General features: G+C 38.6%; 10 protein-coding genes and 1 tRNA gene. All 11 read left to right on the top strand.

Annotated elements, in window-relative coordinates; genetic code table 11:
• Positions 1–42 precede the first annotated feature (42 nt).
• Positions 43–130: transfer RNA gene (locus HMPREF2963_RS03500), tRNA-Ser, on the top strand.
• A 94-nt stretch (positions 131–224) separates the two neighbouring features.
• Complete coding sequence (gene mreC, locus HMPREF2963_RS03495) at positions 225–1031, top strand: rod shape-determining protein MreC (RefSeq protein WP_070668720.1); 807 nt, start codon at positions 225–227, stop codon at positions 1029–1031.
• Between the two features lies 1 nt (position 1032).
• Complete coding sequence (gene mreD / locus HMPREF2963_RS03490) at positions 1033–1533, top strand: rod shape-determining protein MreD (RefSeq protein WP_006270094.1); 501 nt, start codon at positions 1033–1035, stop codon at positions 1531–1533.
• Between the two features lie 109 nt (positions 1534–1642).
• Positions 1643–2863, top strand: coding sequence for a peptidoglycan hydrolase PcsB (gene pcsB / locus HMPREF2963_RS03485; RefSeq protein ID WP_070668718.1), 1221 nt, complete (start codon positions 1643–1645; stop codon positions 2861–2863).
• A 140-nt stretch (positions 2864–3003) separates the two neighbouring features.
• Positions 3004–3975, top strand: coding sequence for a ribose-phosphate diphosphokinase (locus HMPREF2963_RS03480; protein WP_020997513.1), 972 nt, complete (start codon positions 3004–3006; stop codon positions 3973–3975).
• 223 nt (positions 3976–4198) lie between these two features.
• Complete coding sequence (locus tag HMPREF2963_RS03475) at positions 4199–5386, top strand: pyridoxal phosphate-dependent aminotransferase (RefSeq protein ID WP_070668715.1); 1188 nt, start codon at positions 4199–4201, stop codon at positions 5384–5386.
• Complete coding sequence (recO, locus tag HMPREF2963_RS03470; protein ID WP_070668712.1) at positions 5364–6137, top strand: DNA repair protein RecO; 774 nt, start codon at positions 5364–5366, stop codon at positions 6135–6137. The genes HMPREF2963_RS03475 and recO overlap by 23 nt, the downstream gene beginning before the upstream one ends.
• Positions 6134–7132, top strand: a complete 999-nt coding sequence (gene plsX / locus HMPREF2963_RS03465; RefSeq protein WP_006270084.1) for a phosphate acyltransferase PlsX — start codon at positions 6134–6136, stop codon at positions 7130–7132. Before recO ends, plsX begins: the two co-directional genes overlap by 4 nt.
• The gene (locus HMPREF2963_RS03460) at positions 7129–7374 is read left to right on the top strand and encodes an acyl carrier protein (protein WP_006270090.1); all 246 of its coding nucleotides are present in this window, start codon (positions 7129–7131) and stop codon (positions 7372–7374) included. Before plsX ends, HMPREF2963_RS03460 begins: the two co-directional genes overlap by 4 nt.
• Before the next feature lie 159 nt (positions 7375–7533).
• Positions 7534–8241: a phosphoribosylaminoimidazolesuccinocarboxamide synthase gene (purC, locus tag HMPREF2963_RS03455; RefSeq protein ID WP_070668709.1), complete on the top strand. Its 708-nt coding sequence runs from the start codon at positions 7534–7536 to the stop codon at positions 8239–8241.
• 9 nt (positions 8242–8250) lie between these two features.
• Complete coding sequence (locus HMPREF2963_RS03450) at positions 8251–11976, top strand: phosphoribosylformylglycinamidine synthase (protein WP_070668706.1); 3726 nt, start codon at positions 8251–8253, stop codon at positions 11974–11976.
• The last annotated feature ends 7 nt before the right edge of the window (positions 11977–11983 follow it).

Here is an 11983-nt window from a genome sequence, read left to right as displayed (position 1 = left end):
TGAGGTCGGTGGTTCGAGTCCACTCGTGCCCATAATATTTTTGGAGAATTACTCAAGAGGCTGAAGAGGACGGTTTGCTAAATCGTTAGGTCGGGTAACTGGCGCGGGGGTTCGAATCCCCCATTCTCCGTATTTAAGGAGTGTAGCGATAGCTATCTCCTTTTCTGTTATCTGTGAATCTTGTGTGATAGATATTGTATCTATTTTGGAGTAGAGTGAATCATATGAAAAAATCCAAATTTCTTATTATGACTGCTGTTTTGATAATAATAACTTCTGTACTTTTGGTTACTACTCGTTCTTTAGGTGTGGTGAATGAAGTTTCTAATGTTGTTTCTATTTTGGATAATATTGTTTCAAAACCATTTAGTTTTTTAGCGGATGTTAAATCAGATTTGACTGATTTATCGCGAACATATAAGGAAAATAAGCAATTAAAAAAGACTTTATTTAAAGTAGAAGAACAATCGGCTGATTTAGATTCATTAAAAGATGAAAATGCTCAATTAAGACAACTATTAGAAATGAAAAATATCTATGAGTCAAAAAAGACGGTTTCATCTGATGTTATCACGCGTATGCCTGTTTCTTGGTTATCTGAATTAACTGTCAATGCTGGTCGTCAAAATGGGATTCAAAATACAATGTTAGCAGTGGCAAATGGTGGCTTGATTGGTAGTGTGAAAGATGTTGCTGCTCATTCTAGTCGAGTAAATCTTTTAACAAACAATAAAAATGTTGACAATATTTCAGTAAGAATTCAAACGGAGACAAGCACTATTTATGGAGTGATTGTTGGCTACAGTAAAGAAAAATCTGCTTTCATTATCAGTCAGTTAAACAGTTCGGATACAATTAAAAAAGGTGAGAAAGTTGTGACAAGCGGTTTAGGAACGTATAACATTCCCAATATTCCAGTCGGAACAGTTCTTTCTGTTACTGAAAAATCTGATCATTTAACAAAAGAGGTATTTGTAAAACCGAGTGCAGATTTGTCAGATATTCGTGTGGTAACATTGGTAGGAAATTGATATGAAATTTTTTAAAAACTACGTTTTACCTTTTTTGGTTTTATTTGTTGTGATGTTAATAGATGGTCATCTTTCAAATCTTTTGACTAATCTTTTTTCGAATGATATTCACTTACTCAGTCATCTTTTACTTATTTTAATTTTGTACGTTTCTATAGATTTCTCGGAAAATATTAATTTTGTTATTTTATTGTTAATCGGTCTATTGTATGACGCTTATTATTTTCATATTATTGGTCTTTCGACATTATTATTGCCTTTAAGTGGGATTGTTGTTAGTAAATACAATTCTGTTTTGATGACTAATCGAGTTAGTCGCTTTTTGTCAGTTGCTATTTTGGTATTTTTCTTTGAAATAGCTACGTTTGCTTTGGCAAATGTTACTCAGTTGACTCGAATGTCTTTTACAGATTTTGTCGTTTATACAATGGCTCCGACGATGGTGTTCAATTTACTATTCTTTTTATTGATTCGACCAATTTTGGAAAAGATATATTTATGATAAAAATTTATGATAAATTGGAAATAGAAATGTAATAAAGGCGTAACATACTCAATGCCTTTTTTTGTTATACTTATAAATGTCTTATCGAATAGGAGTATAATTGTTTATGAAGAAAAAATTACTTACGTCAATCTTATTAAGTACAATGGTTCTTGCACAAGGAGCATCTCTTGTAAATGTACATGCAGATTCCACTGATGATAAAATCGCCGCACAAGATAGCAAAATTAATAGTTTGACTGATCAACAAAAATCAGCTCAAGCTCAGGTAGATCAAATTCAAAGTCAAGTCTCATCCATCCAAGCTCAACAAGAAAAATTGAAAGCTGAAAATGATAAACTCCAAGCTGAGTCAAAAAAATTATCAGCTGAAATTGAAGCTTTGTCTAAAAATATTGTAGCGCGCAACGAATCATTGGCTAATCAAGCACGTAGTGCCCAAACGAGTGGTACGGCTACAAGTTATATCAATACAATTGTAAATTCAAAATCTATCACAGAAGCCATTTCACGTGTTTCTGCGATGAATGAAATTGTTTCAGCAAACAATAAAATGTTAGAGCAACAAAAGCAAGATAAAAAAGCAATTTCTGAAAAACAAATGGCTAATAATGAAGCGATAAATACCGTTATTGCAAATCAACAAACGCTTGAAAATGATGCAAAAACATTATCTACTAAACAAGCTGAATTAAAAGCAGCTCAGTTAAATCTTGCTGCAGAAAAAGCAACTGCTGAAGGTGAAAAGAATTCATTGTTAGCTCAAAAAGCAGCAGCACAAAAGGCTGCGGAAGAAGCAGCAGCACAAGAAGCAGCTTATAAAGCACAACAAGCAGCACAAGCACAAGCAGTCGTTTCTTCAGCAAATACAAACTTTGAGGCACAGGTGCAAGCGGTGAATAATAGCGCTTCAGCAGCTACTCCAACTCAAACAAATGTGACGCCTCGTTCTACATCAACTACATCAACTGTTAGTCGTCCTACTTATAGTTCTTCAGCTTCAACTTATCCAGTTGGTCAATGTACTTGGGGAGCGAAAACATTAGCTCCGTGGGCTGGGGATTATTGGGGTAATGGTGCTCAATGGGCAGCAAGTGCAGCTGCGGCTGGTTTCCGTACAGGTTCAACACCTCAAGTTGGTGCAATCATTTCGTGGAATGATGGTGGTTATGGTCATGTCGCCGTGGTGACAGCTGTAGAATCACCTACACGTATTCAAGTATCTGAAGCAAACTATGCAGGTAATCAAGCTATTGGAAATTACCGTGGTTGGTTCAATCCAGCTGCTGCAGGACAAGGCTCATTTACTTACATCTATCCAAATTAATGGATAAAGAATAAAGAGATAAAAAGCGCATGATGCGTTTTTTATTTTTGATTGAAAAATTAACTAAAAAGGGTTACAATGTTAATTGGAGAATATTTGTAACTGGTTTACAAAGAAACGAATACATACTGGAGGAAATTATGTCGTTTTCTGATTTAAAGCTCTTTGCTCTTTCGTCCAACCAAGAATTGGCTAAACGTGTTGCTCAAGAGATTGGCATAGAGCTTGGAAAGTCAACTGTGCGTCAATTTTCCGATGGGGAAATTCAGGTTAATATTGAAGAATCTATCCGCGGGAAACATGTTTTTATTTTGCAATCAACGAGTTCTCCTGTCAATGATAATTTGATGGAAATTTTGATTATGGTGGATGCATTGAAACGTGCAAGCGCCGAGTCTATCAATGTTGTCATGCCTTATTATGGTTATGCTCGTCAAGATCGAAAGGCACGCGCTCGTGAACCGATCACTTCAAAATTAGTTGCAAATATGTTGCAAGTGGCAGGTGTGGATCGTTTGTTGACAATTGATTTGCATGCGGCTCAAATTCAAGGATTTTTTGATATTCCAGTAGATCATCTCATGGGTGCTCCTCTCATTGCGGATTATTTTGAACGTCGTGGAATGACAGGTACTGACTATGTGGTTGTCAGCCCTGATCACGGTGGTGTGACGCGCGCTCGTAAATTAGCTGAGTTTTTGAAAACACCGATTGCGATTATTGATAAGCGACGTAGCGTGGATAAGATGAATACGAGTGAAGTGATGAATATCATTGGTAAGGTAGAAGGCAAGACTTGTATCTTGATTGATGATATGATTGATACGGCTGGGACAATTTGCCATGCTGCTGATGCGCTTGCTGAGGCAGGGGCGGTAGAGGTTTATGCAAGCTGTACTCACCCAGTACTTTCAGGTCCTGCTATGGATAATATTCAAAAATCAGCAATTAAAAAATTGATCGTATTAGATACAATTTATTTACCAGAAGAACGTTTAATTGATAAAATTGAACAAATTTCGATTGCACATCTTTTGGCAGAGGCTATCGTACGTATTCATGAAAAACGTCCTCTTTCGCCACTATTTGAAACTTTAACGGCTCTTTCATAAGAAATCTAGATAGGAATCACTCTGATAGCTGGAGTGATTCTTTTGTTTCAATTAGACGATAAGTGATGAATTTTCCTCAATATTATGCTATTTTTTTTGAATAATAAAAAAGACTTTGTCCAGATAGGTTGCAGAAATAGCGGAGATACTCTCGCTAAAGTATTGATTTAACAAGTTTTTGATTTTATAGTATAATAGTTCTATCAGATTTTGGAGGTAAGATATGGATTTGACGAAACGTTTTAACAAAAATTTAGATAAAATTGAAGTTTCTTTGATTCGGCAATTTGATCAATCTATTTCGAGCATTCCTGGAGTTCTTCGTTTGACATTAGGAGAGCCTGATTTTACAACTCCAGATCATGTAAAAGAAGCTGCAAAAGCGGCAATTGATGCAAACAAGAGTCATTATACAGGCATGAGTGGGCTGTTAGAATTGCGTCAGGCAGCCAGTCAATTTGTAAAAGAAAAATACAATCTTTCTTATGATCCTGAAACAGAAATTTTAGTGACAATTGGGGCAACTGAAGCTTTGTCTGCTACGTTGACGGCTATTTTAGAAGAAAGAGATAAGGTGCTTTTGCCCGCACCTGCTTATCCAGGATATGAGCCGATTGTTAATCTTATTGGGGCAGAAGTTGTTGAGATTGATACGACAGAAAATGATTTTGTTTTAACACCTGATATGTTGGAAAAAGCGATTTTGGAGCAAGGAGATAAATTAAAAGCTGTTATTTTAAATTACCCAGCTAATCCTACGGGCATTACCTATTCTCGTGAACAAATAGCTGATTTAGCCGATGTCTTGAAAAAGTATGATGTCTTTGTTGTTTGCGACGAAGTGTATTCTGAGCTGACTTATACCGAGCAGCCACATGTATCTATTGCAGAATTTTTACCAGAGCAAACGATTGTTATCAATGGTTTGTCTAAATCGCATGCGATGACAGGATGGCGTTTGGGTTTTACCTTTGCTCCAGCAGCATTTACTGCTCAGTTGATTAAGAGTCATCAGTACTTGGTAACAGCTGCAAACACGATGGCTCAATTTGCAGGAGTGGAAGCATTGACAGTAGGTAAAGATGATGCAGAGCCGATGAAAAGGGAATATATTGAGCGTCGCGATTACATTATCGAAAAAATGACAGAATTGGGCTTTACGATTATCAAGCCAGATGGTGCATTTTACATTTTTGCTAAAATTCCAGCTGACTATAATCAAGATTCTTTTGCTTTTTTGAAGGATTTTGCACATAAAAAAGCAGTTGCTTTCATTCCTGGTGCTGCTTTTGGGCGGTATGGAGAAGGATATGTACGTATTTCTTATGCGACCAGCATGGATACGATAAAGGAAGCAATGAAGCGACTTAAGGAATATATGGAGGGATATGCTGAAATCTATCACAAGTAAAGGTTTGGTTCTCTATAATCGTAATTTCCGAGAAAATGATAAGTTGGTCAAAATTTTCACAGAGCAAGCGGGTAAGCGAATGTTTTTCGTGAAACATGCTAGAAATTCTAAGTTGAATCCGGTTATCCAACCACTAGTAGTGGCAGATTTTTTGATGAAAATAAATGATGACGGTTTAAGTTATATTGATGATTATCAAGAAATTAGAACTTTTCAGCATATCAATCATGATCTTTTTACAATGGCTTATGCGACTTATGTGGTAGCTCTGGCGGATGCCAGTATTCAGGATAATGAAATAGATTCTGCTCTCTTTGTTTTTTTGCAAAAAACATTAGAATTGATGGAGCAAGGTTTGGACTATGAAGTCTTGACAAATATTTTTGAAATTCAAATTTTATTGCGTTTTGGTGTTTCTTTGAATTTTCATGAGTGTTGTTTTTGCCATCGAGTAGGACTGCCGTTTGATTTTTCTTTTACTTATAGTGGCGTTTTATGTCCGGAGCATTACGACAAGGACGAGCGACGGAGTCATTTGGAGCCCAATATTCCTTACTTATTAGACCAATTTCAGGCTGTTCAATTTAGTGAACTGGAGACAATTTCTTTGAAATCTGAATTGAAAAAACAATTGCGAAAAGTGATTGATCAAATTTATGAAGAATATGTTGGGATTCATCTAAAGTCCAAAAAATTTATTGATTCTCTGGGAGACTGGGGAGAAATCTTAAAGAACAAGGAGTCGAAATGAAAAAAATAGCAATTGATGCCATGGGTGGTGATTATGCCCCACAATCTATTGTAGAGGGGGTTAATCAAGCCCTGAACGATTTTTCGGATGTTGAAGTCATCCTTTATGGAGATGAAGCAAAAATCAAGCAGTATTTAAAGGCAACTGAGCGGGTTCGTATTGTTCATACAGATGAAAAAATCAATTCAGATGATGAGCCGACTAAAGCTATTCGTAAGAAGAAAAATGCCAGTATGGTGTTAGCAGCCAAAGCGGTAAAGACTGGAGAAGCTGATGCCATTCTTTCTGCGGGGAATACTGGAGCGCTTTTGGCTGCTGGATTCTTCATCGTCGGTCGTATCAAGAATATTGACCGTCCGGGTTTGATGTCCACATTACCAACGACAGATGGAAAAGGATTTGATATGTTGGACTTGGGAGCTAATGCAGAAAATACGGCTCATCATTTGCATCAGTATGCTATTTTAGGGTCATTTTATGCTGAAAATGTACGAGGAGTCAAGCAACCGCGTGTTGGGCTGTTAAATAACGGAACTGAAAGCAGTAAGGGAGATTCGCTTCGTAAGGAAGTGTATGATTTGTTAGTGTCGGATGCCTCATTGAATTTTATTGGAAATGTGGAAGCGCGTGATTTAATGGATCATGTAGCGGATGTTGTTGTAGCAGATGGGTTTACAGGTAATGCAGTATTGAAAGCTATGGAGGGAACCGCCATGGGAATTATGAGCCAGCTTAAAAAATCTATTTTAGATAGTGGCTGGAAAGCAAAACTAGGTGCAGTGTTGCTGAAAGACAGTCTAAAGTCTTTGAAGAGTAGTTTAAATTATTCTGAGGTAGGCGGTGCTGTTTTGTTTGGAGTGCAGGCACCTGTTGTTAAAACACATGGGGCGAGTGATGCGAAAGCAGTTTACAGCACGATTCGCCAAATTCGTACAATGTTAGAAACAGATGTTGTTGGAAAAGCGGTACAAGAATTTTCAGGAGAAGTAAAATGACAGAACAAGAAATTTATCAAAAAATTATAGAAATTATTCAGGAAAGTCAGGGTGAACATTTTGTTGTCACTAAAGAATTGAGTTTAAAAGATGATTTAAAAGCGGATTCGGTGGATTTGATGGAATTTATTCTAACTGTAGAAGATGAATTTAACATTGAAATTTCAGACGAAGATATAGATAGTTTGAATAATGTGAGCGATGTCGTCGCTTGCGTACAGAAAAACTTGAACAAAGGATAAAAGCGAACATTTTATCTCTATAAGAAATCAATTGTAAGAAAACAACTAAAAAACCAGTTGTTTTTTTTGTTGTTTATCATTATTGTACGTTATTTTCTTGAAAAACTATTTCCAATATGATAGACTTAAGTCAGAAAAAGACGAAAGGCGAATATTAAAATGATGAGTGATTTATTATATTCGGGAAAAGCTAAAGATTTATTTTTGACAGATGATGAAAATATCATTGTTGCACGTTACAAAGACCAAGCGACAATGCTTAATGGCGCTCGTAAAGAGACGATTAAAGGGAAGGGTGTTCTTAATAATCAAATCTCATCTCTCATTTTTAGAAAATTAAATGCAGCTGGGGTTGCAACGCATTTCATTGAAAAAATATCAGAAACAGAACAACTGAATAAAAAGGTCAGCATTATTCCGATTGAAGTTGTTCTGCGTAATGTGACAGCAGGTTCTTTTTCTAAACGTTTTGGGTTGGAAGAAGGAATCGAACTGGAAGAGCCAATTGTCGAATTTTATTATAAAAATGATAAGTTGGATGATCCCTTCATTAATGATGAACATGTGAAATTTTTAAAGCTTGCTAACGATGAAGATATTGCCTATATTAAAGCTGAAACACGTCGGATAAACAAACTCTTGTCAGATTGGTTCCATCAAATCGGACTTAAATTAATTGATTTTAAATTGGAATTCGGTTTTGATAAAGATGGTAAAATTATCCTAGCAGATGAGTTTTCACCAGATAACTGTCGTCTTTGGGATGCGCAAGGGCATCACATGGATAAAGATGTCTTCCGAAGAGGGTTAGGAGAATTAACAGATGTTTACGAAGTGGTATGGGAAAAATTGCAAGAACTTAAGTAAGGATTGAACATGGATAGACGTATTTTTGTTGAGAAAAAAGCTAACTTTAGCATTAAATCGGAGTCACTGGTCAAAGAACTAACACATAATTTGCAGTTAACCTCCTTAAAAATTTTACGTATTGTGCAGGTTTATGATATCTTTAATTTAGAAGAAAGCCTGTTTGCGCGTGCGCAGAAACATGTCTTTTCTGAGCAGGTGACAGATACAATTTTAGATGAAGCAACTGTGCAGGCGGATCTTAACAGCCATGCTTTTTTTGCTATTGAAGCTTTGCCGGGTCAGTTTGACCAGCGGGCAGCAAGTTCACAAGAGGCTTTGCTCTTACTTGGCAGTGACAGCAACGTAACGGTTAATACTGCCCAGCTTTATTTGGTTAATAAGGATATTGATGCAACTGAGTTGGAAGCGGTGAAGCATTATCTTTTGAATCCAGTTGATTCGCGTTTCAAAGATATTACCTTGTCTATTCGTCCGCAGGAATTTTCAACTTCTGACGAAACAATTCCAAATTTGGATTTCTTCAAGACTTATACAGCTGAAGATTTTGCGGCTTACAAGACGGAACAAGGTTTGGCTATGGAAGTGGATGATCTTGTTTTTATTCAAGATTATTTTAAATCAATTGGGCGTGTGCCAACAGAAACAGAATTGAAAGTTTTGGATACCTACTGGTCTGACCATTGCCGTCACACGACTTTTGAGACAGAATTGAAAAATATTAACTTTTCAGCTTCTAAGTTCCAAAAACAATTGCAGGCAACTTACGATAAATATATTGCCATGCGTGACGAATTGGGACGTTCTGAAAAGCCACAGACGCTTATGGATATGGCGACAATCTTTGGTCGTTATGAGCGTGCTAATGGTCGTTTGAACGACATGGAAGTGTCGGACGAAATCAATGCCTGCTCGGTTGAAATTGAGGTAGATGTAGATGGCATCAAAGAACCTTGGCTGCTCATGTTCAAAAATGAAACCCACAATCACCCAACGGAAATTGAACCTTTCGGTGGAGCTGCAACTTGTATTGGTGGTGCTATTCGGGATCCGTTGTCAGGTCGTTCTTATGTTTACCAAGCTATGCGTATATCAGGTGCAGGTGATATTACCGCACCAATAGCAGAAACACGCGCCGGTAAATTGCCACAACAAGTCATCTCTAAAACGGCGGCGCACGGCTATTCGTCATACGGGAACCAAATAGGACTTGCGACTACCTATGTCAAAGAGTACTTCCATCCAGGCTTCGTTGCTAAGCGTATGGAGCTAGGTGCTGTTGTCGGTGCAGCACCAAAAGAAAATGTCGTGCGTAAAAAGCCAGAAGCTGGTGATGTGGTCATCCTTCTTGGTGGGAAAACAGGCCGTGACGGTGTCGGTGGTGCTACAGGCTCATCTAAGGTTCAAACGGTTGAATCGGTTGAGACAGCAGGTGCTGAAGTGCAAAAAGGGAATGCTATTGAAGAACGTAAGATTCAACGTCTTTTCCGCAATGGCAATGTCACTCGTCTCATCAAGAAATCAAATGACTTTGGTGCTGGCGGCGTCTGTGTGGCTATTGGTGAATTGGCAGATGGTCTTGAAATTGACTTGGACAAAGTGCCACTAAAATACCAAGGTCTTAACGGTACCGAAATTGCCATTTCTGAGTCGCAAGAACGCATGTCTGTTGTTGTTCGTCCAAGTGATGTGGACACCTTTATTGCAGAATGTCATAAAGAGAACATTGATGCAGTTGTTGTCGCGACTGTTACTGAAAAACCAAACCTTGTCATGACTTGGAAGGGTGAAACCATCGTTGACTTGGAACGTGCCTTCCTTGATACCAATGGTGTGCGTGTGGTTGTTGATGCAAACGTTGTGGATAAGGATGTTGCCCTTCCTGAGGTGCGTACAACATCAGCAGCAACACTTGAAGCAGACACAGTGAAAGTTCTGTCTGATCTTAACCACGCTAGTCAAAAAGGGTTGCAAACCATCTTTGACAGCTCGGTTGGACGTTCGACAGTTAATCATCCAATCGGTGGTCGTTATCAAATCACACCTACTGAAAGCTCTGTGCAAAAATTGCCAGTACAAAATGGTGTAACAACAACGGCTTCTGTCATAGCACAGGGATTCAATCCTTATATTGCGGAGTGGTCACCTTATCATGGTGCAGCTTACGCTGTTATTGAAGCAACAGCTCGCTTGGTAGCAACAGGTGCTGATTGGTCTCGTGCGCGTTTCTCTTACCAAGAATACTTTGAACGCATGGATAAACAAGCGGATCGCTTTGGTCAGCCAGTAGCTGCTCTGCTTGGTTCGATCGAGGCACAAATCCAGCTTGGGCTACCATCAATCGGTGGTAAGGACTCCATGTCAGGGACCTTTGAAGAATTGACGGTACCGCCAACCTTGGTTGCCTTTGGTGTGACAACAGTAGATAGTCGCCAGGTGCTTTCTCCTGAGTTTAAGACTGCTGGGGAGAATATTTACTACATACCAGGACAGGCTATTTCAGAAGACATTGATTTTGATTATATCAAGGCTAACTTTGCACAATTTGAAGCTATTCAGACTAAGCATAAAGTAACAGCAGCCTCAGCTGTTAAATACGGTGGTGTTCTTGAAAGTTTAGCACTTATGAGCTTTGGTAACCGTATTGGTGCAACTGTAGAAATAGCTGAGCTTGACAGCAGCTTGACAGCTCAGCTTGGTGGTTTTGTTTTTACATCTGATGAAGTCATTGCTGACGCAATGAAAATTGGTCAAACTGTGGCAGACTTTGCAGTAACTGTCAACGGTGTCAACTTGTCCGCTGCGAAATTGCTTGCAGCCTTTGAAGGCAAGTTGGAAGATGTTTATCCAACTGAGTTTGAACAGTCAACAGTTCTTGAAGAAGTGCCTGTTGTGGTATCTGATGCTGTTATTAAATCTAAAGAAAGAATTGCACAGCCTCTGGTTTATATCCCAGTTTTCCCTGGTTCCAATTCAGAGTACGATTCAGCTAAGGCCTTTGAACAAGCTGGTGCCAAAGTCAACTTGGTGCCATTCGTGACTCTTAATGAAGCAGCAATTGAGGCTTCTGTTGACACCATGGTTGACAACATTGCTAAAGCCAATATTATCTTCTTTGTCGGTGGTTTCTCAGCAGCAGATGAGCCAGATGGTTCGGCTAAGTTTATCGTCAATATCTTACTTAATGAAAAAGTTCGCTCTGCTATTGACAGCTTCATTGAAAAGGGTGGCCTCATCATCGGTATCTGTAATGGGTTCCAAGCTCTTGTCAAATCCGGTCTTCTGCCTTATGGTGACTTTGAAGAAGTTGGTGAGACAAGCCCAACCCTCTTCTACAATGATGCCAACCAGCACGTGGCTAAGATGGTGGAAACCCGTATCGCTAATACCAACTCTCCATGGTTGGCAGGTGTTAAGGTTGGTGATATTCATGCGATTCCAGTCTCTCACGGTGAAGGGAAATTTGTCGTGACAGCTGAAGAATTTGCGGAACTGCGTGACAATGGTCAAATCTGGAGTCAGTACGTGGACTTTGATGGCAAGCCTTCTATGGATTCTAAATACAATCCAAATGGTTCACTCAACGCTATTGAAGGGATTACGAGTAAGAACGGTCAAATCATTGGTAAGATGGGACACTCGGAACGCTATGAAAATGGCCTCTTCCAAAACATCCCAGGTAACAAAGACCAAGGCCTATTTGAAAGTGCAGTGAAATACTTTACTGGGAAATAGCCTATTT

Origin of the sequence: Streptococcus sp. HMSC067A03 (assembly GCF_001814295.1) — a bacterium.
Lineage (GTDB): Bacteria > Bacillota > Bacilli > Lactobacillales > Streptococcaceae > Streptococcus > Streptococcus constellatus.
Note: the sequence above shows the minus strand (reverse complement) of the source record. Positions and strands in the feature narration are given on the sequence as shown.

Excerpts from the sequence above, each read along its gene's own strand:
- purC (WP_070668709.1), top strand. The coding sequence starts at position 7,534 with ATGATGAGTGATTTATTATATTCGGGAAAAGCTAAAGATTTATTTTTG.
- recO (WP_070668712.1), top strand. The coding sequence starts at position 5,364 with ATGCTGAAATCTATCACAAGTAAAGGTTTGGTTCTCTATAATCGTAAT.
- HMPREF2963_RS03450 (WP_070668706.1), top strand. The coding sequence starts at position 8,251 with ATGGATAGACGTATTTTTGTTGAGAAAAAAGCTAACTTTAGCATTAAA.
- pcsB (WP_070668718.1), top strand. The coding sequence starts at position 1,643 with ATGAAGAAAAAATTACTTACGTCAATCTTATTAAGTACAATGGTTCTT.
- HMPREF2963_RS03460 (WP_006270090.1), top strand. The coding sequence starts at position 7,129 with ATGACAGAACAAGAAATTTATCAAAAAATTATAGAAATTATTCAGGAA.
- HMPREF2963_RS03480 (WP_020997513.1), top strand. The coding sequence starts at position 3,004 with ATGTCGTTTTCTGATTTAAAGCTCTTTGCTCTTTCGTCCAACCAAGAA.
- mreD (WP_006270094.1), top strand. The coding sequence starts at position 1,033 with ATGAAATTTTTTAAAAACTACGTTTTACCTTTTTTGGTTTTATTTGTT.
- mreC (WP_070668720.1), top strand. The coding sequence starts at position 225 with ATGAAAAAATCCAAATTTCTTATTATGACTGCTGTTTTGATAATAATA.
- HMPREF2963_RS03475 (WP_070668715.1), top strand. The coding sequence starts at position 4,199 with ATGGATTTGACGAAACGTTTTAACAAAAATTTAGATAAAATTGAAGTT.
- plsX (WP_006270084.1), top strand. The coding sequence starts at position 6,134 with ATGAAAAAAATAGCAATTGATGCCATGGGTGGTGATTATGCCCCACAA.